Consider the following 22,034-nt stretch of genomic DNA (forward strand, 5'->3'; position numbering starts at 1 on the left):
TAGAAGATGGCTATTCCGGGGATCGAATCGGTATTGCAGAAGCTGGGCGGTGTGGCGTCGCAGGCGGCGGGCTCGATCATGGGCACGTCCAGCGCCGGCGCTGCCTCGGCCACCGGCGGCTTTGCCGCGGAACTCGACGCGTCGCTCAGGCGCGTGTCGGCGGCGCAGAATGGCGCTGAGGCGCAGGCCCGGGCGTTCGAAATGGGCGAACCCGGCGTGGCGCTCAACGACGTGATGGTCGACCTCCAAAAGGCCAACATCGGCTTTCAGATGAGCCTGCAAGTGCGCAACAAGCTCGTTTCGGCATACACCACCGTGATGAACATGCAGGTGTGAGGCCAGCGGCGGCGCAATGTCGCCCCATGTTTCGCGCGGTCGGCGCGCCCCGGCCGATTCCATTCATCGGTCCCTCCGTCGATCCCTTCGTCGATCCCTTCGTCGATTCCGCTCGCCGTTCCCTTCCAGACACCTTTCGGCCATTTCCCTCGCCGGCCGCCGTCGTCACGGCGCCTGGACGACGGGCGCGGCTGCCGGCGCTCAGGCGGGGGGGACGTCGGCGCTGCTGGATGGTGCAGCGGGTGCAGCGGTGGCGTCCGGTGCTGGCGTCTGCGCGGTGGGCGCCGCGCCGGGGGGCATTGGCGGCAACGATGGCGTCTTGCCGCCGCGGCTCGCTTCGAGTTTGTAGAGCCACGCCAGCAGTTCGGCCACGGCCTGATACAACTGCGCGGGAATGCGCTGGTCGAGGTCGACCTGCATCAGCAGGCTCACCAGCTCCGGCGATTCGTGAACGTACAGGCCATGCTCGCGCGCCGTGCGCACGATGGTCTCGGCGAGCAGGCCGTAGCCCTTTGCCACGACACGCGGCGCCGTGTCCTTCGCGCCGTAGGCGAGGGCCACCGCGGTGCGGCGCTCCGGCGGCAACGTCATGCGTCACCTCCTGCCGGCGATGTGGCACCCGGCGCTCGCTCGCCGGCGGCTTCACTGGCCGCACGCGTATTTCCCGCGCCGGCGGCGCCCATGGCGTGCGCGCCGACTTCGCCCGGCGCGTCCGACGCTTCGGCGCCCAGGGCCCCGAACGAAAGCTGGCTCGCGATCAGACCGACCGCGGCCAATCGCTGACGCAGTTCTTCGCCTTCATTCGCGAGCATGTCCGCCGACGCCGCCGAGTCCGCGAGCATTCGCGCTTGCAGTTGTTGGCCCGACAAACCGAGCGTGACGTCGACCGTGCCGAGCGAGGGCAGCGTCAGACGCAGATGCGTGTGCCACGTCGAAGGCGCGGCCGCCTCGCCTGGCGCGGACTGCCCGGCGCGCTCCTCGACCTGCCACTCCATGGGGGCGCCGGGCCACGCCATGCCGTTCCACTGGAATTGCGGATTGACGAGCATGTCGAGCTGCTGGCGCACCAGCGTCACGCTCTCGGCCGGCGTGTTCGCCACGGCGGCAATGGCGCCGGCCGGTCCATGCGGGGGACGGTCGGCGGCAGCCGACGCGTCCTCGCCGTGCCCGGCAGGCAGGACGCTGCTCGTCGTCTGCGCGACGCTGGCCGCATGCGCGAGCGCCGTCGCGGCATTCGGCAGGTGGGCTCCCGCCGGCAAGCCGCCGTCCGCGGCGGGTTGGCCGGGCGAGCCCGGCGTCGTCGTCGGCTGCCCTGGCAATGTCGACGATGGCGGTGAAGGATTCGCCGCGCCCGGCAAGGCGTCCAGGCGCCCGGGACCTAACGTTGGCCACGCTGTTGTGAGCGTCGCCTCGCCGGCGGCCGGCCCCAGCAGCCGTGTGAGCGGTCCGGGCCCGGGCAGCGTCGCGTCGGCCCCGGCGGCGCGCAGTTGCGCCGCGAGGTTCGCGGACGCGGGCCAGCGCAATTGCGGCTCGGCCTGCAGTTGTTCGAACGAGCGGCTGCCCGACGCCCATTGCGCCAGATGCGATTCGTAAAAGAGGCCGCTCGCGGACAAGGCTTCCCTGAGCGCGGCGGCGACCAGCGGCGCGAGCGCCGGTGCACCGGTGCCGGGCGCGGCCGGCCATACCGGCGCACTCGCCTGAATGGGGCCGGGCGACTCGGGCGCGAGGCGCAAAATCGTGTCGATGGTGCGTGCGGCCGCCGAGAGCGTTGCCTGCTGGATCGGGGTGGGAAGGCGTGCGGCGGTTTGGGCGGGCGTGTCGCCCAGACCGACGGGGGCGCTCGGCGAGCCGCGCGTGGCGAGGTCGCCGAGCGCGGCGGTCGCGTCGCCCGCGGGCGGTGTGCCGGCAACGGCGCTCGGTGCGCTTGTCGTGGAGACACCCTGGCCGAGCCCGAGCAACGAATCGAGCCGCCGGGCGAGTGTCGTGGCCAGAACCGAGTCGAGACCGGCCATGCCTTACTCCGAAATGCGGGCGACGAGACGCGCTGCCGGGCGGCGCGCCTCAGGTGCCCAGGTTCAGGCCGTAGACTTCGTGCAGGGCACGTTGACGGCGCGTGCTGTTGATCATGGCGTCGAGATGCGCGAGACGCGGCACCACGAGATCGCGGATGGCCGCGTCGTCGGCCAGAATGCGGCGGATGATGGCATGCTTGCGCGCGCGCTCGTCCTCGCTGAGTGGCAGCGCGGCGTCGAGCTGTTTGATCGCGTCGACCTGCGCGCGGTACTGCGCCTCGAGGTCGATGAGGGCATCCCAATCGCCGTCACGCGCCACACCGAGCATGCGCTCTGTCAGACCGGCAATACTTTCGTAGCAATCGAGCAAGGTCGCGGCATCATTCATAGCGCACTCCGGTGCCCGCCTGGGCGGCGGCGGCACCCGTGCCGGCGGCCGGGGCGATTTCTCGCCAGGCCGATGCAATGGTGTCGAGCAGGGTGTCGACTTCTCTTACCTTGGCCACGTCGTTCTCGAGGTTCGCCTCGAGCAGACGCCGCCCCATGTAGTCGTACAGATCACGCAGATTGCGGGACAGTTCCCCGCCGACTTCCATATTGAGCCCGTCGCGCAGCCCACCGATGATTTCGATGGCCTTCGAGATGGCCTGGCCGCGCTCGGCGATGCGGCCGTCCTCGAAGTGCACGCGCGCGCGGGTGAGCGCGGCCTTGGCGCCGTCGAACAGCATCACGATGAGCTGGTGCGGGCTCGCAGCGATGACGCCCGTCTCGAGACCGACCTTGCGATAAGCGTTGGCGGCATTTTGACCGTACATGTCTTTCTCCGGGGCGCGTGGCCGATTGAGCGTGACGCGCGCTTACTTCGAGGACGACGACGAGGACGACGAGCCGCCCAGCACCTGCTTGAGGTAGTCGCTCGTGTTCTGCAGCTTGGCCATCGTCGCATCCAGCGCCGTGAATTGCGCCAGATAGCGGTTCTGCATTTGCGTCATCTGGTCCTGCCAATCCGATTCCTGCTGCTGGATCTGCTTGATCGTGGTGTTCAGGCTGTTCGTGGCCGACGAAATCGCGCCCTTGCTGCTCAGGAAGTCAGTGACCTGGTTGTTCAGCAGCGAGGCGTAGCCCTGCGAGAACGCCACGGTGCCGCGGCTGCCGGTGTTCGTGCCGCCGATCGTGAGCTTGAGTCCGTCGACCGCGGTGCCGGCGCCGCCGGTGAGCGTCTGGCCGGTGCCGACGGCCGACATGCCGCCGATCGTGCCCTGCACGTCCACACCGGTCTTGAGCGTGTTGGTGCCGAACACGGCGTCGAGCGCCGAGCCGCCCGTCACTTGCACGCGCGAGGCCGAGCCGTAGCGATTCGAGGTGATGGTCAGAATGCCGCTCTTTTGCGCCACGCTCACGCCCGAGCCGGCCGCCGAGAAGACGCTGTTGCCGTTGATCGCCGCCTGGATGGCCGTGGCGAGCTGGTCGGCCGTATACGTGCCCGGCGGGATCACCACGCTCGCGTTGTTGCCGTCGAGCAGCAGGTTGAGCTGGTTGTTCGCCGAGGTGATCGTGGTGCTCGCGCCCAGCGACACCGAGCCGGTCGCCGTGCCCTGCGTGGCCACCTGCGTGATGTTCACGGCGTAGTTGCCCGGCTGCGTCTTGCTCGACGAGCCGTTGTACGTGACCAGGCTGTCCGTGCTGATGCCGTTGGTGGCGAGCAGCGAGGCGAGTTGCTGGAAGCCGTTGCCGCTCGACATGGCCTTGTTGAGCGCGCTGGTGTCCACCGACAGCGTGCCGTCGTTCTGGAAGTTCACGCCGATCTGCGCGAGCGACGTGAGGCCGGTGCTCTGCACGCCGGGCAGCCGGCCGTTCAGAATCTGTTGCAACTGCGTTTGCACCAGGTTGACCGTCGAGTCGCCGATCAGCGCACCGGTCGCCTGGCCGGTCGGATCGTACTTGGTGAGGGTGTTCATGGTGCTTTGCAGCGTGTTGTACGCGGTGACAAAGCTTTGCACGGCGGTGGTGACCGCGCTCGAATTGTTGGTCAGGGTGACCGTGGTGGTGCCTGTTTTCACGAGCGACAGCGACAGGCCCTGCACGGCGTTCTGCACGCTGTTCGTGGCGCTGGTGATCGCCAGACCGTTGACGGTGAGCTTGGCGTTCTGCGCCGCGGCCGTCTGCGTGAGGTTCTGCGTGCCGGTCGCGTCGTAGGTGAGCATGTTGGTGATCGCCGCGTCGCCGCCGGCGGCCGCGCTGATGTTCATGCTCATGTTCTCGCCCGTCGTCTTGGACGTGAGCACGAGTCGATACGGGGTGTTGCTGCCGTCGTTGACGATCGTGGCGCTCACCGGCGCGCCCGAGGCGTTGATCGCGTCGCGAATGCCCTGCAGCGAGTTGTTGCTGCTGTCGATGGTGATTGTCACCGGCTGCTGCGAGGCGTTGGCGGTGAAGCTCGCGCCGGCGTATGTGCCGTCGGTGAGCGTGCCGCCCGAGATCGTGCCGAACGAGAAAGTGAGTTTGGTCGGGGTGCCCGAGCCGATGGCGCTCGTCTGGTTGGCCACACCGCTCGTTGACAGGCTTTGCGCCTGCGCCAGTTGCGAGATGTTGACGCTGTAGGCGCCGGCTGCCGCACCGTTGCTGCTCGAAGCCGTGAGAATCGTGTTGTCGCCGACGTTGGCCGACATCTGCAGGTACTGCGATGCGCTCGACAGGGTGAGCAGCGAGGCCTGGAACGCGGACAGCGAGGACTGCAATTGACCGAGCGCGGAGAGCTTGGTCTGGTAGCTGGATTCCTGGTTCTTCAGCAGCGTGAGCTTGTTGTTGGCAGGCTGCATCAGACTCGTGACGAGCGCATTGACGTCCAGCCCCGAGCCGATGCCGGGAGAGGAAATGCTGCCGCTCGAAGACGTTGAAGTTGCCATGTTTTCTGCTCTCGCTTTGTTGAACTCGGGCTTCCTTGCCGACATGCCGCGACAGGTCGGTCTGTAAAGCTTAAGGCGGCGGCACCGCTTGATGCAGTGACGCCGCCGGCGGACCGCGCGCCGAAGCGCGCGGTGTGACTTCAGTGCCGCTCCGGTATTACTGGAGGAGCTTGAGCACTTGCTGCGGCAGCTGGTTGGCTTGCGACAGCATCGAGATACCGGCTTGTTGCAGGATCTGCGAGCGGGTCAGGCTGGCCGTCTCCGCTGCGTAGTCCGTGTCTTGCACGCCCGAACGCGCCTGCGTCAGGTTTTGCGTCGTGGTCGACAGGCTCGAGATCGTCGACTGGAAGCGGTTCTGCGTAGCACCCAGCGTTGCGTTGAACGAGTCGACCGTCGTGATGGCCGCGTCGATCTGCGAGAGCATCAGCGTGGCGTTGTTGACCGTCTTCACGTCGGCGGTAGCCAGGCTGCCCGACGTCGTGTACGTGCCGGCGGTCAGGCCGAGCTGTTGCAGGGTCGTCGGCGTACCGGTGTTGGTCGACGAGATCGCGAACGACTGGCCCGAGCTGATGTGCATTGCGCCGGTCGAATCGACGAACGCGTTGATGCCGATGTTCGCCGAGTTGATGGCCGTTGCCAGGTCAGCCGAGCTCTTGAACGTGCCGGTGATGTCGTGAGCCACGCCGTCGACCGTGAAGGTCAGGTCGCCGGTCGAGAGCGTGGTCTGGAACTGCTTGGCCACGCCGGTCGACGTCACGGCAGCACCGCCCGCGTTGATGGTTCCCGGCAGACCGAGGGTACCTTGTGCGGTCCCGGCGATGGTCAATGCCGCGGCCGGATCGGTGTTGGCGATGACGAGCTGGCCCGACGAGTTCACCGACGCGATGTTCGCGGTGAAGCCGGCCTTGGCGCCTGCCGTGTTGATGGCGGCGGCCAGGTCGTTGGCGTTGTTGTACGTGCCGGCGGCGACATCGATGGGGGTACCCCCGCCGTCCGCAATCGTCAGATCGCCGGCAGCGATCGTGAACGACAGCGGGTTGGTCGTCGAGTTGGCTTGTGCCACGGCGCCGATGCTCGACGTGGTCATGCTCTGCGTCAGGTTGACCGAGATGGTCTGGCCGGCGTTGGCGCCAACCTGGAAGTTCGCCACGCCCATCGTGCCGTTGAGCACCGACAGACCGTTGAACTGGGTTTGCGAGGCCGTGCGGTTGATTTCAGCCAGACGTTGCTGGACTTCCTGGTCCAGAGCGGCACGGTCCGAATCCGAGTTCGTGGCGTTGGTCGCCTGAACGGCCAGCGTGCGGATGCGCTGCAGGTTGTCCGTGATCGACGACAGGGCGCCGGCAGCGGTCTGCACCAGCGAGATACCGTCGTTGGCATTGCGCTGTGCCTGGGTCAGACCGTTGACCTGGGCGGTCATGCGGTCGGTAATGGCCAGACCGGCGGCGTCGTCGGCGGCGCTGTTGATGCGCAGGCCCGAGGACAGGCGCGTGATCGAGGTTTGCAGCGCGCCTTGCGACGAGCTCAGGTTACGTTGAGCAACCAGCGAGAAGATATTGGTATTGATGACAGATGCCATTTAGCAACTCCTTTCCCAAATAAATTGGCTCCGGCTTAAGCGCCGTAACTTTGGCTCACGAGCCAATCGCCGAAAGCCGCCGTTGTAGGGGATATCGGACGGCATTTGGGAAAATTTAGGGTGCTTTTGCAAATTGCTTTGCCACCCCCCATCGACCGTGCCCGTCGATGTCGGAAAAACGCTAGTGAGCCAGTCTACGAAATTCCTCCACGATCGATCCGCCAAGGAAAGGGGCAATCTGGCGCCTATTCATATCCTGTAAGGCGCTGAGAGGCGGCAAGCCCTGCGGCGCAGAGGGCGCCCGAGCGCGAAGAGCGCGTGTGCGCGTGTGCGCGACGAGGCGCCGCGGCGACGAAAATTTTTTTGCCGCGCCCGTGAAAAAGACGTCGCGGATACCAGGCCGGATGCCGGAAATGCGCATGGCCCGCGCAGCCGGGCCATGGAGTGAGTACTTATTCACTGCCGGTCCGCCCGTGGGCGGCCGGCCAGGGCTGCGCCGGCGATCAAACGCCAACCGGTCCCATCTCGGCGCTGACCAGACCGTGCTGCATGACGTAATAGGTCAGCTCGGCGTTGTTGTTCAGACGCATCTTCTCGAGCAGACGCGTGCGGTATACGCTCACCGTCTTGACCGAAAGCGACAGCGCATTGGCAATATCGGTGAGGCGCTTGCCCGAGCCGATCATGCACAGCGTCTGATACTCGCGATCGGACAGGCGCTCGTGCGGCGGCTGGTCGGCGTCCGGGCCGAGATAGTCGGCGAGCGTCTCGGCGACCATCGGGCTCACGTACTTGCGGCCGGAGGCGACCTGCCGCACGGCCGAGACCAGTTGCTGCGCGTTCGACCGTTTGCTCAGATAGCCGGCCGCGCCAGCCTTGAGCGCTCGCAGCGCGAACTGGCCTTCGCCGTACATGCTGAAGACCATGACCGGCAGACGGGGGTGCTTGCGTCGCAGGGTCTTGAGAATCTCGAGACCGTTCGTGTCGGGCAACGAAATATCGAGCAGGACGATATCCCATTGCGCCGAGTCGGTCATCTCCAGCGCTTCCGCGCCACAGTCGGCTTCGCCGACGACGGCGATGCTCCCGCTATCGGAGAGCAATTGTCGGACGCCCTGCCGCACGATGGCGTGGTCGTCGACGATGAGCACTCTAAGCGTCATGATGCGTATCCGTGAAGAGCGAGCGATTCCGGGGCCTGCAGGGCCTGGATTCCGGCCGGGGCCGGAAGGATCTGGTGCCAGGGAAGGCGGGCGCTCACGAGCGTCCCCGATCCCTCGCCACCGCCAATGCGCAGCGTGCCGCCGAGCGCCGTGCAGCGCTCGCGCATGCCGATCAGGCCGAAATGTCCCTGCTTGCGGCGCGCGCCGCGGGCAAGCCCGCAACCATCGTCGCAAACCGTGAGTTTGAGCGAGCGATGGCTGCCGTCGAGCGCGACGACGACGCGCGACGCGCGGGCATGACGAGCAACGTTGGTGAGCGCTTCCTGCGCGATGCGATACAGCGCGAGCACCGCCTCGGGCGTGAGCCGTGCCACGCGCTCGCGGGTCACGTCGTCACACCGCCAGATGCAGGTAAGTCCGCTTTGCTCGCCGAAGCCGCGCAGCCACGCGCGCAACGCCGCCACCAGACCCGCGTCGAGCGCGGGAGGGCGATGGCGGCCGACGAGTTCGTGTGCCGCGTCCTGTGCGGCACTTGCCGCATGCTGGATCTGGGCGCAGAGGGATTGCCATTCGGCGGGGTTGGCCGGCGGGCGCATCGTCAGGCGCGCGACCGTCAGTTGCAATGCCGTGAGATGGGCGCCGAGGCCATCGTGCATTTCCTGCGCAAGGCGCGTGCGCTCGGCCTCGCGTGCGGCGTCGATCTTGCGCGCCACCGACTGCGCGAGCGCACGGGGGACGCCCGCGCGCGAGGCGGGTTCCACCGGCAATGACGCATCGCAGACGGCGGCCTGATCCGATGCCGGCGTCACGGCGCGAGCGTGCACCGCGTCGTCCAGCGACGTGCGGCGTCTCGCAGCCTGTGCGGCAGGATCGACGAGATACGGCATGGAGGCAAATCCCTGAGAGAAAAAGTCCCGTGCCGCAACCCACGCGGCGGGACCGACAACCAATTTAACAAACTTTACATTTCGTCACAATTACACGCGGCGGGCGCCCGCGTGGTTGACAGCGAAGCATAACTAATTGATTTGGATCAATAAGTTTGCGCTTGCTTGAGGAGGATTCTGCGAAGACCCCAAATATATCAGGGTTTGTCCTAGCGTATCCAGTCGAGCGTATGTTTCAAACGACACTTTCGATCTAACCAGTTGTAGTGCCTTGATTTTTATCGGTACTTCATACGGTTGTGAGTTTCTTTCAGACAATCGCCCGGAAGTGCCGCGCGCCTCATCGGTGACGGTACGCCAGGCGCGGGCCCTATAGGGCGTTGTTTTCTGTTTCCGGATCCAGAGGAAGCGTCACGGTCACGACCAGACCCTGTCCGTGCGCGCCCGGGCCCAGCGTGACGGCGCCGTGGCTGGCCGCCACGATTTCTTTCACGATGGCGAGGCCAAGGCCGGTGCCGGGTTGCCCGGGCGGCGCATTGCGATAGAAGCGCTCGAACACGCGCTGGCGCGCTTCGGCCTGAATGCCGGGGCCGTCATCGACCACGCGCAGGCGCGCGGCGCCGCCCTCGCGGTCGATCGCGACAGTCACGCGGCCGCCCTCATGGATATAGCGGATCGCATTGTCGACAAGATTCATGACCATCGCATGAAACAGCTCGCCGTTGCCCGAGACCCAGACATGCGCTTCGGCGGTCTCCAGCCCCAGGTCGATGTCACGCCGCTGCGCGAGGGCGACGAGCTCTTCGAGCACGCCGGCCGCCACGCCCACCAGATCGACGCGCGAGCGCGAGAACGCCGGCGTGTCCGCCGCCTCCGCCTGTGAGAGCAGCAGCAGCTTGTTGGTGAGGTCGGCCAGTCCGCGGCTGCTGGTCTGCATGGCGGCGAGCACGTCGGCCAGCGCGGCGCGGTCGTCCAACTGTGCGGCGAACTGCAACTGGGTGTCGAGCAGCGTGAGCGGCGTGCGCAGCTGATGTGCGGCGTCCGCCACGAAGCGGCGCTGTTGCTGCGCCTGTGCGGACAACCGCTGGATGCACAGGTTGATCGCGTCGACGATGGGGCGCAATTCCGTTTGCAGTTGTCCTGCGCGAATGGGCACCAGCTCCTGCGGGGCGCGGCCGGCCACCTCTTCCTTGAGCCGGATGAGCGGATGCAGCTCCACGGTCAGGCCGATGAGCACGAGTATGGCGGCGAGCGCGGCCATGGCGATCTGGCGATGCAGCGAGGGCTCCCAGAGCTGCGCGAGCATCTCGTCGTGTCCGTGCATGGTCTGCGCGACCACGACGGCGACGCGATAGCGCTGCCCGGAGTCGTACATCGTGCGCACGTAATTCACCACGCGAAGCGGCTCGCCGTTGAGGGTGACGTCCGTGTAGACGGGCGCGGACGCCTGAAACAGCGGCGGATGCGGAAAGTCGGGCGGCCCGGCAAGCAGGCGGCCGTCTTCCGTGATGACCTGATAGAACACCCGGTCGCGCGCCGGCGAGGCGAAGAGCTCGAGCGCCGAAGGCGGCACGCTGGCGCGCAGCGCGCCGTCGACCCACGTGAGCTCGCCGGCGATGACCTGCGCCGACGTGAGCAGCGCACGGTCCTGCACGAGCTCGGCCGTGTCGCGCGCGCTGCGATAGGCGAGCCACGCGCTCGCGCCGATATAGAGCGAGAGCGGCAGCATCAGCCACATCAACAGCCTGACGCGCAGGCTAAGCATCTTTCTCGCGCAGCAGATATCCGAGACCGCGCAGCGTCATGATCGCCGCGCGGCTGGTCTCGAGCTTCTTGCGCAGGCGATGGATGTAGATTTCGATGGCGTCCGCGCTGGGTTCGTCGTCCAGGCCGAACACGCCGTCGACGAGCGCGCTCTTGGCGACGGTCTTGCCCTGCTTGCGCATGAGGATCTCGAGCACGGCGTGCTCGCGCGAGGGCAGCGCAAGCGGTGCGCCGGCGATGGTGAACTGGCGGGTGCCGGTGTGATAGACGAGATCGGCGCACTGCAGCTCGGCGCCCTGTTCGGGGGAGTGCCGCCGGGCCAGCGCCTTGACGCGCGCGATAAGCTCGCGCACTTCGAACGGCTTGACGAGGTAATCGTCCGCCCCCGCGCCAAGGCAGTCGACTTTCTCGTCGACCGAGCCGCTCGCCGTCAGAATGATGACCGGCACGTTGTTGCGCCGCTCGCGCAGGCGCCGCAGCACATGCTTGCCGCCGAGCCTGGGCAGCATCAGATCGAGCAGCACGACGTCGTAGGTTTCCGTTTGCAGCAGGCGATCGGCCGCATCGCCGTCGCGCGCGGCGTCGACGGTGAAGTTGTCGTCGCGCAGCATGCGGGCGAGCCAGTGGGCGAGCGTGTCGTTGTCTTCGATGAGCAGCAGTTTCATGACGGCGAGGGCGTAATGCGCTCGGGAGTGTGCCCGCTGTCCGGACGCTCGCCAACAGCGGGTAAACACCCATGAGTCGCGAACGAAAACCTGCAAGCGGCGAAAGCTTGATGAAAGCTTCGATTTTCTACAATCGCCATCGAGGCAGGGGAATTCGACTCAGTGGACCGCTGCCCCGGCCCCGCGACGCGTCGCGCGAGGCCCGCCGGCGCCGCACACGCGCTCGGCCCCATTATCCCTAAAACGATGGAGACACCACAATGCGAGCAAGCCTTGGCACGCGCCTGCCCAAAGCCTTCGTGAAACCCGCAATCGCCGCCGTGCTCGGCGTGTCGCTGGCGCTGGCCGCCGCACCGGGCTTCGCCGCCGACAGCGGCAAGATCACGATCATGGTCGGCGGCATCACGAAGATGATCTACCTGCCGGCCAAGCTCGCCGAGCAACTCGGTTACTTCAAGGAAGAGGGGCTGAACGTCGAACTGCTCTCGCAGCCAGCCGGCGTCGACGCCGAGAACGAGCTGCTCGCCGGCGCGGTGCAGGCCGTGGTCGGTTTCTACGATCACTCCATCGATCTGCAGAGCAAGGGCAAGGAAGTCCAGGCCATCACGATCTTCGGTCAGGTGCCGGGCGAGGTGGAACTGGTCAACGCCAAGAGCAAGGACACCATCAAGAGCATGGCCGACGTGAAGGGCAAGACCCTCGGCGTGACCGGCCTCGGCTCCTCGACGAACTTCCTCACGCAGTACCTCGCCGCCAAGCACGGCATCACGTCGGCGCAGTACTCGGTGCTGCCGGTCGGCGCGGACAACACGTTCATCGCGGCGATCAAGCAGAACCGCATCGACGCCGGCATGACGACCGAGCCCACCGCCTCGCAGCTGATCAAGACCGGCGACGCCGCCGTGCTCGTGGACATGCGCACGATGGAAGGCACCGTGGCCGCGCTCGGCGGCGCGTATCCGGCATCGAGCCTGTACGTGCAGCGCTCGTGGCTCGACAAGCACAAGCCCGAAGCGGCCAAGCTGGCTCGCGCGTTCGTGAAGACGCTCAAGTACATCAACACCCACTCGGCGACCGAGATCGCCGACAAGATGCCGAAGGACTACTACGGCAAGAATCGGGACCTGTACGTGCAGGCGCTGCAGAACTCGCTGCCGATGTTCTCGCCGGACGGCCGCATGCCCAAGGGCGGTCCCGAGACCGTGCTTAAGGTGCTCGCTGCGTTCAATCCGAACGTGAAGGGCAAGCACATCGACCTGTCGAAGACGTACACCAACGAGTTCGTCGATCAGGTCAAGTGATCGGGCGCTCGCCCGCCCTCGCGTTCTCGCGTTCTCGCGTTCGCGGCGCGGCCTGCGCACCCCTTGACCCCGTAATACCGGCGCGCGCGCAGTTCGGCGCGCACCCCGAGCCGCCCGCGCCTGACGACCGTCCGGTGTGCGGGCCGGCTCATCCCAACGCAACGGCAAGACCGTTAGCCATTCGACGTACCAGAGGAGCCGGGCATGACCCAGACCACCACCCCCACGGCGCCGGTGCGTGCCGCGAGCACCGTCTCGCGCGACACGCCGGCCATCGAATTCGACAATGTGTCGTGCCGCTTCATTTCGCCCGACGGGCGCGCCACCGTCGCGCTGCGCAATTTCAGCATGTCGGTCGCGCGCGGCGAATTCGTCGCCATCGTCGGGCCGACCGGCTGCGGCAAGTCGACCACGCTGTCGATGATTACCGGCCTGCTGCGTCCCACGACCGGCACCGTCCGCGTGATGGGCCAGACGGTAAATGGCATCGATCCGCGCATCGGCTTCGTCTTCCAGAACGACGCCGTTTTCCCTTGGCGCAGCGTGCGCGAGAACGTGGCCGCCGGACCCCTCTTCCGGGGCCAGTCGAAGGACGCCGCGTATGCGCTGGCCGACGAGTGGATCAAGCGCGTTGGCCTCGACAAGTTCGGCAATCACTACCCGCACCAGCTCTCGGGCGGTATGCGCAAGCGCGTGGCGCTGGCGCAGACGTTCATCAACAACCCCGAAATCCTGTTGATGGACGAGCCGTTCTCGGCGCTCGACATGCAAACGCGCACGCTCATGCAGGACGAGCTGCTGCAACTGTGGTCGTCGACGTCGGGCTCGGTGGTGTTCGTCACGCACGATCTGGAGGAAGCGATTGCGCTCGCCGATCGTGTGTTCGTGCTGAGTGCGCGTCCGGCCACGCTCAAGAACGTGTACACGATCGATCTGCCGCGCCCGCGCGTGATGTCCGAGATTCGCTACGAACAGCGTTTCATCGACATCTCGCGCGAGATCTGGGCGGATCTGCGCGAAGAAGTGAAGATCGGTTGAGTCTGTCGGCATTGGCGAGAGCCGGCGACAGTGAATTATCGGGCGGCGCGGCAGGCGCGCACGCCCATGCCGTCAGGAGGAGGGCATGAACATGAGTGAACAGGCCATGCTGGCAGGAATCGGCGACGCCGATCTCGCACGCGAGGAAGCCGCGGCGCAGCGCCGTATCAAACAACGTCGCGCGCTGGTGATTTTTCTGCGCGTGGCCATTCTGGTGGTCGGACTGGGCGGCTGGGAACTCGCCGCGCGCGTCGGCTGGATCGATCCGTTTTTCTTCTCGCAGCCGTCGCTCATCGTGCAGCAGATCTATGACTGGTGCGTGGAAGGCACGTCGCAGGGACCGCTCTGGACGCAGGTGATCGTCACGCTCGAAGAGACCGTGCTCGGCTTTCTGATCGGGGGGGTGGCCGGCGTGATCTGCGGCATCGTGCTTGGGCGCAACAAGCTGCTTTCGGACGTTTTCAGCCTCTACATCCAGATCGCCAACTCGATTCCGCGCGTGGTGCTCGGCTCGATCTTCGTGATCGCGTTCGGCCTGGGCATGGCGTCGAAGGTTGCGCTCGCCGTGGTGATGGTGTTCTTCGTGGTGTTCGCCAACGCCTTCCAGGGCGTGCGCGAAGCCGACCGCTACATGATCGCCAACGCGCAGATTCTCGGTGCGTCGCGTCGTCAGGTGACGATGTCGGTGGTGATTCCGTCGGCGCTGTCGTGGATTCTCGCCAGCCTGCACGTGAGCTTCGGCTTTGCGCTCGTGGGCGCCGTCGTCGGTGAATTCCTCGGCTCCAAGCAGGGCATTGGCCTGCTGATCTCGACCGCGCAGGGCGCGTTCAACGCGAGCGGCGTGTTCGCCGCGATGATCGTGCTCGCCGCCGTGGCGCTGGGCGCCGACTATCTGCTCACGTCGCTCGAGAAGCGCCTGCTCAAGTGGCGTCCGGCCGCGTTCAGCAACGAGTGATGGCCGGCTGAGGCGAGTCCGTCGCATGAAAAAACGGCGCCACCCGCAGGGGCAGCGCCGTTTTCCCGTTGGCGTTGTTGGTTGGCCGTTCGTTTGTCGTTCGTTGGCCGTTCGATGGGCGCCGCCGCGCAGGGCGACGCCCGCCCGGTCAGATATTGAGCTTCGTGACCTTCGTGCCTTCGACGTTCAGGTTGGCCATCAGGCCGGCGTTGGTCATGACGATGACCTCTACCGGCGAGGTGGCCGTATTCAGGTCGACCGCGCCGTTGGCCCCGACCTTGACGAGCGCGACGGAGGCGTCCGCGCCAGCCGTCCAGCCGTCGGTGCGCTGGAATTTGTCGAGCGCGTCCTGCGTCATGAACAGGAAGATGACCGCCTTGGACTGCGCGCCGATTTGCAGGCCGAACGACGCCGTCACGGTGTTGTAGTAACCCTTGGTCGCGCCGCCGACGCGCAGCGCGCCTTCGCCATACTCGCCGCCCACGACGAAGCCGGCCTGCAGCACGGACGGGAACACGAGCACGCCGCGTGCGCGGTTTACCAGTTCGCGCGAGCCCTTCACGGAGGCATACATTTTCTCGAGCGCGCCGTTGACGGCCGCATCGATTTCGCGGCGCTTGTTCGCGTTCGTGCCGGCGGCCTTGTCGCTCCGATCGGCCTGCGAAGGCGTCGTGGTGGTGCAGCCTGCCAGAGCGAAGGCGGCAGCCGCCATGGCCACGGAAGTTTTCATCAGGAATTCGCGTTTCTGCATTTTCTCCCTCCGGAAAGCGTATGCCGCTTGCAACGTGTGGCGGCGGTGGATGCGGATAAAACGTCAGGCCGACGCAACACCCCGGCGGGGCGAGACGCTTCGGCATTGAAGCGGCGATGAGGACGATGATTCGGCGTCCGATGGACAGCGCATTCGCGACGTTGCAGTACGCGCCGGCATGACAACGATTATGCGGTGTCTGCGTGTATTGTCAAGAAACCGGCGCCACAAGTTCCGCTAACTCGCTTGCATCTTCCGCTAATTTGTAGGCGCATGCCTACGTGCACTTGCGCATGTATTCTTCCTTGAGCGCCTTGCGCGGGTTTGTGCGCGTAGGAATGTCGATACGATTGCCGTTGGGCGCGACGACCGGCCGGTCGCGCGTGTAGACCGGCTTGTCGGGGGTGTTGGCGATTTTGTCGGCGAGGGCGCGGCATTCGTCTCGCAGGGACGGTGACCCGGCCCCCGATGCGGCGGCTTGCGCCGCCGCCTGGTCGCGCGCGGCCTGCGAGCATTGCTCCGGGGGAAGGGCGCGTCCGACGCTATCGAAGCACACAGGCGTTTGCGCGTGTGCCAGCGCGCCGCTGCCGAGAAGGGCCAGGGCCAGCGTTACGCGCATCAGGCGATCGAGCCGTGGGCGCTTCCCGCACGCGGCGGCCTCGCGGGCGGCGCGTGTGCGCAACGAGCCGACTGGCGTGGCGGGCGGATGGGATGGCGCGGACATCGGGAACATCGGGCAGAGCGGGGCGGTGCGGCGTGGCATCGTCGATCTCCTCAATGGGCACCCGCCGTGGCGCGGGTGCGCCTATTCTGGCACTGCATCTGCCGGATTGTCGATAGCGGCGACGCCATGTCGCGCCGGGTGCCCGGCCGGGCGATCGGTGCGCAACTCCAGCCGGTAGCCCACGCCATAGATCGAGCGCACGGTTTCCTCGTCGGGACGGATGGCCTGCAGCTTGCGGCGCAGATTCTTGATGTGGCTGTCGACGGTACGGTCGGCCACCACGCGGTGGTCGTCGTACATGCGATCGAGCAGATGCGCGCGCGGGAACGTCTTGTCGGGATGACTGGCGAGCGTGGCGAGCAGGCGCAGCTCCACCGGCGTGAGGGGCAGCTCGTGGCCGTCGAGGCGCGCGTGATGACGCACCGGATCGATCACGAGCGCAGGCGTTTGCGGCGCGGCGGCGGGAGCCCCCGCCGTGGCGCCGTTGCCGCGAACGCGTCGCAGGATGGCCTTCACGCGCGCCACCACCTCGCGCGGACTGAAGGGCTTGCAGATGTAGTCGTCGGCGCCCAGCTCCAGACCGAGCAGACGATCCGTTTCCGCGGCGCGGGCGGTGAGCATCACGATGGGGACTTCGGAGATTTCACGCACGGCGCGGCACACTTCCAGCCCGTCCATGCCGGGGAGCATCAGGTCGAGCAGCACGAGACGCGGCTCGGTCGCGCGCACGGCCGGCAGCACGTCGCGGCCGTCGGCGACGATGCGGCACGGCATGCCGGCCGCGCGCAGATATTCGGCGAGCAATGCGGCCAGTTTCGGCTCGTCTTCGACAATCAGGATCGGGGCGGTGTCGGCAAAGGTCATCGCGTCGGACGGGGAGCGGAGGGGGGATTCGGTCTGCAAGGCGGGATGCACGGATGACGGGCTCAGCAGAGGGCCCCCGGCGCGTGGGCGCCGAAGGCGGCGGCGCCCGCGCAATGCGCCGGGCTGTGGCGGGGCGCGGCTGCGTCGCCGGTGGCGCAGCCGGAGTACGGCAGCGTGATGGCGAGCGCGAGGCCGCCCAGCGGCGAATGCCGCGCCACGATCCGGCCGCCGTGTGCTTCCACGATGTGCTTGCACAGCGCGAGGCCAAGGCCGGCGCCGCCGCTGCGCCGGCTGCGCGACGCCTCCACGCGGAAGAGCCGCTCGAACAGGCGCGGCAGGGCGTGGTCGGGCACGCCGGGCGCCGAGTCCTCGATCTCGAGACGCAAGTGTTTGTCGGTGGATGACAGATACACCCGCACGGCGCCGCCTGCGTCGGTGTAGCGCAGCGAATTCTCGAACAGGTTGCCGAGCAGTTGCGTGAGACGGTGCAGGTCGCCCTCGATGACGAGCGTGTCGTTCGGCAGGTGCACGTTGAGCGCAATGCCCTTGGCCTCGAACCAGTCGCCGAAGGCGGTGACGGCCGTCGCGACCCGCTCGGTCATGTCCACGGGCGCGAACTGATAGGTCAGCGCGCCGATGTCCGAGAGCGAGAGTTCGTAGAGATCGTCGATCAGTTTGGAGAGCAGCGAAATCTCGACGCGCAGCGAGGCGAGTGCGTCTTGTGTCAGCGGGCGCACGCCGTCCTCCATCGCCTCGATCTCGCCGCGCATGACCGAGAGCGGTGTGCGCAGCTCGTGCGAGATGTCGGCCAGCAGGTCGCGGCGCAGCCGGTCGTTGTGAGAGAGCGTGTCGGCCAGCCGGTTGAGATCAGCGGCCAGGCGGGCGAGTTCGTCGGCGCCGGCGGTGGGCGCGCGTGCGCTGTAGTCGCCCATCGCCATGCGGTGTGTGGCCTCGAGCAGCGGGGTGACCGGCACGAGCAGTCGCTGGGCGAGGCGCAGCGCGACGGCCCCGAGCGCGGCCATGCCGAGCAACGCCAGGTACACCAGATTGTCACCCCGCAGCCAGCTCTGGCCGCCGGCGGCCGCGCGCACGACCAGCGCCGTAGCCATCATGGTGATCAGGCCCGTGGCGAAGATTGCGAGGAAGAGCTTGCGGGTGATGCCGGAGTTCATGCGCTTGCGTGAAAAGAAGTAGCCCGAGGAAGTGATCCGAGGAATGAGCGCGCAATGCCGCGCAATGCCGTGTAATGACCGCGGACCGGCGAGCGGCGAGGCGAGCGCTGTGCGTCTGGCGCGCCATTCTCTCAGCTTCGGCGCGGCGCGCGCCGTGCCTCCACAAATTTTCCTCGATTTGTCCGCAGTCGCTGCACGCGCGCTTTTTACCATGCCTTACCAGGCTGGCCGCCATGCCGTCATGCCGCTTGGCCGGCTGCTTCAACCGTTCACATCTTTCGAAGGGAACCGGACCCGGTCCGGAACCGGCGCGGGGGCGCCTCATCATGTCGAAGCTATCGATGCTCAAGCGCGACACGTCGCGCGGTCTGGTCCGCTCGCTTGCGCAGCTCGCGGGGGCGGGCGCCATGCTCGGCGCCTGCTCGACGCCGGCGCCCATGTCCACGCCCATGAGCGTGATGCCCATGCCGCGCGTGGCCAACGTGCAGACGGCCGGTTCCATCTACCAACCGACCACGGCGACGAACTGGTTCGAGACGCCGGTGGCGCATCGCGTGGGCGATCTGCTGACGATCGCCGTATCGGAAACTTCGTCGGGCAGCAACAAATCGCAGAGCGACGTGTCGCGCAATGCCAGCGTAACGGCCAAGAGCGCGAAGGCCGACGGCGCCGATTCGGTGCTCGAGCGCTGGTTCAACATCGGCCAGTCCGCGAGCAGTTTCAAGGGCAACGGAAATTCGGCCTCGAGCACGGCGCTTACCGGCACGATCGCGGTGGCGATCGTCGAGGTGCTGCCGAACGGCGCCTACGTCGTGGGAGGCGAAAAGCAGGTGATGCAGGGGCGCAACATGGAGACGTTCCGCTTCACCGGCGTGGTGAACAAGTTCGACATCTCTCCGGGCAATGTGGTGGCGTCGAACAAGGTCGGGCAGGCGAAGGTGGCGCGCGTGGAGGACGGGCAGATTGCCGACGGCAGCAGCGTCGGCTGGCTGCAGCGCGTCGTGCTCGGCGTGTCGCCGTTCTGACGATGCGCCTCGCGATGGTGCTGGCGCTCGCGGCGGCGGCGAGCGCGACGCTGGGCGGGTGCCTCTTCGCGACGCCGGTGCCGGTCGTGGCGGCGCAGGTGGCGGCCACGGTGGTCACCACGGGCGCGGCGCTCTCAGACCAGTTGCCGCCGGTGCAGCCACCGTCGGAGCCGGCCGCGCCGGAGCTGCTGTCGCACAATATGTGCATCGAGCTGGCGCCGGACGGCATCTCCGACTTGCTGCCCGCCATCCAGGGGCGGCTGCGGGCTTACGGCATCGTGAGCACGATCTACAGTCCGGGCACGTGGCCGGCGGGCTGCATCGTGCTGAACTACCAGGTGCGGCGTGCATGGCGCAATTCGCTATGGGGCGCGGCGCCGACCGAATACCTGGCCTACGCGACGCTCACGCTCAGCCGCGACGGCGCGATCATCAACACGGTGTATTTCGACGGGCGCTCGTCCACGATCGAATCATGGTCGGCGTCGAACTCGCGCATGGCGCAACTGGTGGACCGGCTGGTGGTGTTCTGAGGTCCGGAACGGCGATCGCTGCGCGATGCCTTCTCACCACGACGGACGAAGGGTGTTCGCGTGCCGGCAATACGCTCGGCCGAATCGGGTCGGCTCGAAGTGCTTGCCGACCCGGTGTATCAGTTCGCGAGCCAGCGGTGCGGTTCGATAACCGCCTCGGAGGGTTGCTCGGAACGCTTTTCGGCGATGCGCCGGAGCGCGGCCATCATGGCATGTGCGGGCATGTACGGGCATGTGCGCAAAGGGGCGAGCACGGTCTGCTCCTGTCGACGTTCTATGGCCCGCAGGGCTTCCGGTACGGTGGACGCACTGCTTAACTGCGGGTCGGGTACTCGCCGACGTAGCGCCGGCTCAGCCATTTGCGGATTCGACCGCGCTGCACGGGCTTTGCCGCCATGCGGCGGCTCGCCTCGAGCGCGCTGGCGACAGACGCTCCGCCGAAGAACCGCGTCGTGTCCGGCGGCACGTAGTCCGGATACAGGAACCAGTTGGCGCGCAGGACCATGATCACGCCTGCACTTCGGTGCTGCGAATGAGGTCGTCGACCCAAGACCGTCCGAATGCCTCGCCGGCACGGCGCGCCTCGCCGATCGAGTCGAAGGGCGAGCCGTCGAGGCGAAACAGTTTCGGTGCCGACGAGGATGCCGGGTCGTTCTCGGAAGTACGGGAAATCCTTACGGAGACGCCGAACGTCCGATCATGCCTGCGCTCGATGGACCCTGCGTCCTGCTCACGGAATACGCAGGTTTCCAGGCGAAAACCTCGGTAAAACGGATTGATGTAAGCCATGTTTTCCTCCAGCGGCGAGTGGCGCAACATCACCGCGCGGGGGCAGGTGATGTACAGGAAAGGCGACGGGGGGGCGGTTACGCGGGCTTGATGTTGGAGGCCTGCATGCCTTTCGGCCCGCGGGCGACATCAAAGGAGACTCGCTGGTTTTCCTGGAGGGTACGAAATTCGGTGCGCCCTTGGGGCTGAATTTCCGAAAAGTGAGCGAACAGATCTTCGCTGCCGTCGTCCGGCTTGATGAAGCCGAAGCCCTTGCTGTCGTTGAACCACTTAACAATTCCGGTGCTCATGCGAACTCCTGGTTTTCCCGGTGTGCTGCCATCGCGAAATGCGTGACTGGACACCAGTGGCGGACAAACAAGAATTCAGAGATCGGAAGTGTCTCGCAAAGATCGTGAAGATCGACGCTGGTCGATGAAAGTCAGACTTGATGTTCGATGCATCACTTATACGCGGGTTATGCCCGGCGCACAATGTATTTCGTGTAACGAGATGGGGGCCTCGGGTGCCGGCAATGAGCCGACGCAACCCATTGAAAAAATGTTGGCGCGCCCGACTGGAATCGAACCAGTGACCCTCGGCTTCGGAGGCCGATACTCTATCCCCTGAGCTACGGGCGCGGTGCTCGCCGCCGGGAAGGAGTGCGCGAGCGCGCTGCCGGCGGGCAAAGAGGTAGAAGCATAGCGGTTTTGCCGCGCGCCGTCCATGCCCCGTGCATTCTCGCGCCCCACAATGCGGCAATTTCATGCCGCACGACGCTCCCGCGCGGATTTGCTGTGCGCGCAATGCGCCCGCGCTTTGCGCACGAACCGCGCGGAACACTGCTTTCGCTTTCGCGTAAGTTAGGGAAAATACGGGACTTTTGCGGCGTCTACGCACCGCCTTCGCGTGTCATCCGCCGAACGTTTGTTGCTACAATGGTTCGTTATTTTGACTGGATGGTGCCAGCCATCCGGTGTGATGCACTCGGTTTCCACAAAAACTATTGAGAGATCCCGCATGAGTGAAGCACATAACGAGCATGAGTCCCTCATCAAAACACCGAAGCAGCTCATCGCCGCAGTCGTCGCAGGTTTTCTCGTACCGATCGTCATCATCGTCTTGCTGGTCAATTACGTGGGCAACAGCGCCCTGACCGGCGCCGGCAGTTCCGCCATGACCGAACAGGCCATTGCCGAGCGCATCGCGCCCGTGGCCAAGGTCGAGATCAAGGACGCCAGCGCGCCACGCGTGTATCAGACCGGCGAACAACTCTACAAGGCCGTTTGCGCCGCCTGCCACGCCTCCGGCGCCGCCGGCGCGCCGAAGGTGGGCTCGCCCGACTGGGCGCCGCGCATTGCGCAAGGCTATGACGAAATGCTCAAGATCGCCCTGGCCGGCAAGGGCGCCATGCCGCCGCGCGGCGGCACCAGTCCGGACGACGTGACGGACTACGAAATCGGCCGCGCCATCGTCTATATGGCCAACGCCTCGGGCGGCAAGCTCCAGGAGCCGCCAGCGCCGGCCCAGCCCGCCTCGGGCGCCGCAGCCGCGCCCGCCTCCGGCGCTGCCTCTGCCCCGGCCCCCGCCT

General features: G+C 66.5%; 23 protein-coding genes, 1 tRNA gene and 1 pseudogene. 7 read left to right on the top strand and 18 right to left on the bottom strand.

Annotated elements, in window-relative coordinates; translation table 11 throughout:
* Nucleotides 1-6: 6 nt before the first annotated feature.
* Nucleotides 7-336 carry a flagellar hook-basal body complex protein FliE gene (gene fliE / locus PNO31109_RS20880; RefSeq protein WP_150557360.1) on the top strand — a complete coding sequence of 110 codons (330 nt, stop codon included), beginning with the start codon at nucleotides 7-9 and terminating at the stop codon, nucleotides 334-336.
* A gap of 294 nt (nucleotides 337-630) precedes the next feature.
* On the opposite strand, the pseudogene PNO31109_RS20885 reads toward fliE, so the two are convergent.
* The 10 genes and pseudogenes from PNO31109_RS20885 to PNO31109_RS20930 form a co-directional block, all read right to left on the bottom strand.
* Nucleotides 631-927 (bottom strand): annotated as a pseudogene (locus tag PNO31109_RS20885) (EscU/YscU/HrcU family type III secretion system export apparatus switch protein); the annotation flags it as partial.
* Nucleotides 924-2,348 carry a flagellar hook-length control protein FliK gene (gene fliK, locus PNO31109_RS20890; protein WP_150557362.1) on the bottom strand — a complete coding sequence of 475 codons (1,425 nt, stop codon included), beginning with the start codon at nucleotides 2,346-2,348 and terminating at the stop codon, nucleotides 924-926. The pseudogene PNO31109_RS20885 and the gene fliK, both read right to left, overlap by 4 nt.
* 49 nt (nucleotides 2,349-2,397) lie before the next feature.
* A complete protein-coding gene (locus PNO31109_RS20895) occupies nucleotides 2,398-2,736 on the bottom strand; it encodes a flagellar protein FliT (protein ID WP_150557363.1) in 339 nt (112 codons plus the stop codon).
* The gene (gene fliS, locus PNO31109_RS20900; RefSeq protein WP_150557364.1) at nucleotides 2,729-3,163 is read right to left on the bottom strand and encodes a flagellar export chaperone FliS; all 435 of its coding nucleotides are present in this window, start codon (nucleotides 3,161-3,163) and stop codon (nucleotides 2,729-2,731) included. Before fliS ends, PNO31109_RS20895 begins: the two co-directional genes overlap by 8 nt.
* A gap of 42 nt (nucleotides 3,164-3,205) precedes the next feature.
* Entirely contained in the window at nucleotides 3,206-5,254 is a 2,049-nt protein-coding gene (gene fliD, locus PNO31109_RS20905; protein WP_174966489.1) for a flagellar filament capping protein FliD, read from the bottom strand.
* A gap of 157 nt (nucleotides 5,255-5,411) precedes the next feature.
* On the bottom strand, nucleotides 5,412-6,833 hold the full coding sequence (locus PNO31109_RS20910) for a flagellin N-terminal helical domain-containing protein (RefSeq protein ID WP_150557366.1): 1,422 nt from the start codon (nucleotides 6,831-6,833) through the stop codon (nucleotides 5,412-5,414).
* A gap of 503 nt (nucleotides 6,834-7,336) precedes the next feature.
* Complete coding sequence (locus tag PNO31109_RS20915) at nucleotides 7,337-7,996, bottom strand: response regulator (RefSeq protein WP_150557367.1); 660 nt, start codon at nucleotides 7,994-7,996, stop codon at nucleotides 7,337-7,339.
* Entirely contained in the window at nucleotides 7,993-8,883 is an 891-nt protein-coding gene (locus tag PNO31109_RS20920; protein ID WP_150557368.1) for a sensor histidine kinase, read from the bottom strand. The genes PNO31109_RS20915 and PNO31109_RS20920 overlap by 4 nt, the downstream gene beginning before the upstream one ends.
* A gap of 370 nt (nucleotides 8,884-9,253) precedes the next feature.
* On the bottom strand, nucleotides 9,254-10,648 hold the full coding sequence (locus tag PNO31109_RS20925; RefSeq protein ID WP_241013769.1) for a sensor histidine kinase: 1,395 nt from the start codon (nucleotides 10,646-10,648) through the stop codon (nucleotides 9,254-9,256).
* The gene (locus PNO31109_RS20930) at nucleotides 10,641-11,312 is read right to left on the bottom strand and encodes a response regulator (protein ID WP_150557369.1); all 672 of its coding nucleotides are present in this window, start codon (nucleotides 11,310-11,312) and stop codon (nucleotides 10,641-10,643) included. The genes PNO31109_RS20925 and PNO31109_RS20930 overlap by 8 nt, the downstream gene beginning before the upstream one ends.
* A 260-nt stretch (nucleotides 11,313-11,572) precedes the next feature.
* Between PNO31109_RS20930 and PNO31109_RS20935 the strand changes: the two genes are divergently transcribed.
* The 3 genes from PNO31109_RS20935 (at nucleotide 11,573) to PNO31109_RS20945 (ending at nucleotide 14,606) form a co-directional block, all read left to right on the top strand.
* Nucleotides 11,573-12,613, top strand: a complete 1,041-nt coding sequence (locus PNO31109_RS20935; RefSeq protein WP_150557370.1) for an ABC transporter substrate-binding protein — start codon at nucleotides 11,573-11,575, stop codon at nucleotides 12,611-12,613.
* Nucleotides 12,614-12,817: 204 nt separating this feature from the next.
* Complete coding sequence (locus PNO31109_RS20940) at nucleotides 12,818-13,651, top strand: ABC transporter ATP-binding protein (RefSeq protein ID WP_150557371.1); 834 nt, start codon at nucleotides 12,818-12,820, stop codon at nucleotides 13,649-13,651.
* 85 nt (nucleotides 13,652-13,736) lie between these two features.
* On the top strand, nucleotides 13,737-14,606 hold the full coding sequence (locus tag PNO31109_RS20945; RefSeq protein WP_241013768.1) for an ABC transporter permease: 870 nt from the start codon (nucleotides 13,737-13,739) through the stop codon (nucleotides 14,604-14,606).
* A gap of 148 nt (nucleotides 14,607-14,754) precedes the next feature.
* On the opposite strand, the gene PNO31109_RS20950 is transcribed toward PNO31109_RS20945, so the two are convergent.
* The 4 genes from PNO31109_RS20950 to PNO31109_RS20965 form a co-directional block, all read right to left on the bottom strand.
* Nucleotides 14,755-15,357, bottom strand: a complete 603-nt coding sequence (locus PNO31109_RS20950; protein ID WP_150557372.1) for a BPSL1445 family SYLF domain-containing lipoprotein — start codon at nucleotides 15,355-15,357, stop codon at nucleotides 14,755-14,757.
* Nucleotides 15,358-15,634: 277 nt separating this feature from the next.
* Nucleotides 15,635-16,120, bottom strand: coding sequence for a hypothetical protein (locus PNO31109_RS20955; RefSeq protein WP_150557373.1), 486 nt, complete (start codon nucleotides 16,118-16,120; stop codon nucleotides 15,635-15,637).
* Between the two features lie 42 nt (nucleotides 16,121-16,162).
* Nucleotides 16,163-16,945 carry a response regulator gene (locus PNO31109_RS20960; protein WP_150557374.1) on the bottom strand — a complete coding sequence of 261 codons (783 nt, stop codon included), beginning with the start codon at nucleotides 16,943-16,945 and terminating at the stop codon, nucleotides 16,163-16,165.
* A gap of 62 nt (nucleotides 16,946-17,007) precedes the next feature.
* Nucleotides 17,008-18,117: an ATP-binding protein gene (locus tag PNO31109_RS20965; protein WP_150557375.1), complete on the bottom strand. Its 1,110-nt coding sequence runs from the start codon at nucleotides 18,115-18,117 to the stop codon at nucleotides 17,008-17,010.
* A 326-nt stretch (nucleotides 18,118-18,443) separates the two neighbouring features.
* On the opposite strand from PNO31109_RS20965, the gene PNO31109_RS20970 reads away from it, so the two are divergent.
* Both PNO31109_RS20970 and PNO31109_RS20975 read left to right on the top strand, forming a co-directional pair.
* Nucleotides 18,444-19,142, top strand: coding sequence for a flagellar basal body L-ring protein FlgH (locus PNO31109_RS20970; protein WP_174966490.1), 699 nt, complete (start codon nucleotides 18,444-18,446; stop codon nucleotides 19,140-19,142).
* Between the two features lie 2 nt (nucleotides 19,143-19,144).
* A complete protein-coding gene (locus PNO31109_RS20975) occupies nucleotides 19,145-19,675 on the top strand; it encodes a hypothetical protein (RefSeq protein ID WP_150557377.1) in 531 nt (176 codons plus the stop codon).
* Nucleotides 19,676-19,988: 313 nt separating this feature from the next.
* Here the strand turns inward: PNO31109_RS20975 and PNO31109_RS20980 are convergent, their stop codons facing one another.
* The 4 genes from PNO31109_RS20980 to PNO31109_RS20995 form a co-directional block, all read right to left on the bottom strand.
* On the bottom strand, nucleotides 19,989-20,180 hold the full coding sequence (locus PNO31109_RS20980) for a hypothetical protein (protein ID WP_150557378.1): 192 nt from the start codon (nucleotides 20,178-20,180) through the stop codon (nucleotides 19,989-19,991).
* A gap of 2 nt (nucleotides 20,181-20,182) precedes the next feature.
* The gene (locus tag PNO31109_RS20985; RefSeq protein WP_150557379.1) at nucleotides 20,183-20,494 is read right to left on the bottom strand and encodes a hypothetical protein; all 312 of its coding nucleotides are present in this window, start codon (nucleotides 20,492-20,494) and stop codon (nucleotides 20,183-20,185) included.
* 47 nt (nucleotides 20,495-20,541) lie between these two features.
* Entirely contained in the window at nucleotides 20,542-20,754 is a 213-nt protein-coding gene (locus tag PNO31109_RS20990; protein ID WP_150557380.1) for a cold-shock protein, read from the bottom strand.
* Nucleotides 20,755-21,008: 254 nt separating this feature from the next.
* Nucleotides 21,009-21,084 (bottom strand) — tRNA-Arg (locus tag PNO31109_RS20995).
* A 379-nt stretch (nucleotides 21,085-21,463) separates the two neighbouring features.
* Between PNO31109_RS20995 and PNO31109_RS21000 the strand changes: the two genes are divergently transcribed.
* Nucleotides 21,464-22,034 (top strand): c-type cytochrome (locus PNO31109_RS21000; RefSeq protein ID WP_150557381.1); only part of this gene is annotated, 571 nt, incomplete at its 3' end.

The organism is Pandoraea nosoerga (assembly GCF_902459585.1).
GTDB classification, from domain to species: domain Bacteria; phylum Pseudomonadota; class Gammaproteobacteria; order Burkholderiales; family Burkholderiaceae; genus Pandoraea; species Pandoraea nosoerga.

Coding starts and splice junctions, on each gene's coding strand:
- fliE (WP_150557360.1), top strand. CDS start 7: ATGGCTATTCCGGGGATCGAATCGGTATTGCAGAAGCTGGGCGGTGTG.
- fliK (WP_150557362.1), bottom strand. CDS start 2,348: ATGGCCGGTCTCGACTCGGTTCTGGCCACGACACTCGCCCGGCGGCTC.
- PNO31109_RS20895 (WP_150557363.1), bottom strand. CDS start 2,736: ATGAATGATGCCGCGACCTTGCTCGATTGCTACGAAAGTATTGCCGGT.
- fliS (WP_150557364.1), bottom strand. CDS start 3,163: ATGTACGGTCAAAATGCCGCCAACGCTTATCGCAAGGTCGGTCTCGAG.
- fliD (WP_174966489.1), bottom strand. CDS start 5,254: ATGGCAACTTCAACGTCTTCGAGCGGCAGCATTTCCTCTCCCGGCATC.
- PNO31109_RS20910 (WP_150557366.1), bottom strand. CDS start 6,833: ATGGCATCTGTCATCAATACCAATATCTTCTCGCTGGTTGCTCAACGT.
- PNO31109_RS20915 (WP_150557367.1), bottom strand. CDS start 7,996: ATGACGCTTAGAGTGCTCATCGTCGACGACCACGCCATCGTGCGGCAG.
- PNO31109_RS20920 (WP_150557368.1), bottom strand. CDS start 8,883: ATGCCGTATCTCGTCGATCCTGCCGCACAGGCTGCGAGACGCCGCACG.
- PNO31109_RS20925 (WP_241013769.1), bottom strand. CDS start 10,648: ATGCTTAGCCTGCGCGTCAGGCTGTTGATGTGGCTGATGCTGCCGCTC.
- PNO31109_RS20930 (WP_150557369.1), bottom strand. CDS start 11,312: ATGAAACTGCTGCTCATCGAAGACAACGACACGCTCGCCCACTGGCTC.
- PNO31109_RS20935 (WP_150557370.1), top strand. CDS start 11,573: ATGCGAGCAAGCCTTGGCACGCGCCTGCCCAAAGCCTTCGTGAAACCC.
- PNO31109_RS20940 (WP_150557371.1), top strand. CDS start 12,818: ATGACCCAGACCACCACCCCCACGGCGCCGGTGCGTGCCGCGAGCACC.
- PNO31109_RS20945 (WP_241013768.1), top strand. CDS start 13,737: ATGAACATGAGTGAACAGGCCATGCTGGCAGGAATCGGCGACGCCGAT.
- PNO31109_RS20950 (WP_150557372.1), bottom strand. CDS start 15,357: ATGCAGAAACGCGAATTCCTGATGAAAACTTCCGTGGCCATGGCGGCT.
- PNO31109_RS20955 (WP_150557373.1), bottom strand. CDS start 16,120: ATGCCACGCCGCACCGCCCCGCTCTGCCCGATGTTCCCGATGTCCGCG.
- PNO31109_RS20960 (WP_150557374.1), bottom strand. CDS start 16,945: ATGACCTTTGCCGACACCGCCCCGATCCTGATTGTCGAAGACGAGCCG.
- PNO31109_RS20965 (WP_150557375.1), bottom strand. CDS start 18,117: ATGAACTCCGGCATCACCCGCAAGCTCTTCCTCGCAATCTTCGCCACG.
- PNO31109_RS20970 (WP_174966490.1), top strand. CDS start 18,444: ATGTCGAAGCTATCGATGCTCAAGCGCGACACGTCGCGCGGTCTGGTC.
- PNO31109_RS20975 (WP_150557377.1), top strand. CDS start 19,145: ATGCGCCTCGCGATGGTGCTGGCGCTCGCGGCGGCGGCGAGCGCGACG.
- PNO31109_RS20980 (WP_150557378.1), bottom strand. CDS start 20,180: ATGGTCCTGCGCGCCAACTGGTTCCTGTATCCGGACTACGTGCCGCCG.
- PNO31109_RS20985 (WP_150557379.1), bottom strand. CDS start 20,494: ATGTTGCGCCACTCGCCGCTGGAGGAAAACATGGCTTACATCAATCCG.
- PNO31109_RS20990 (WP_150557380.1), bottom strand. CDS start 20,754: ATGAGCACCGGAATTGTTAAGTGGTTCAACGACAGCAAGGGCTTCGGC.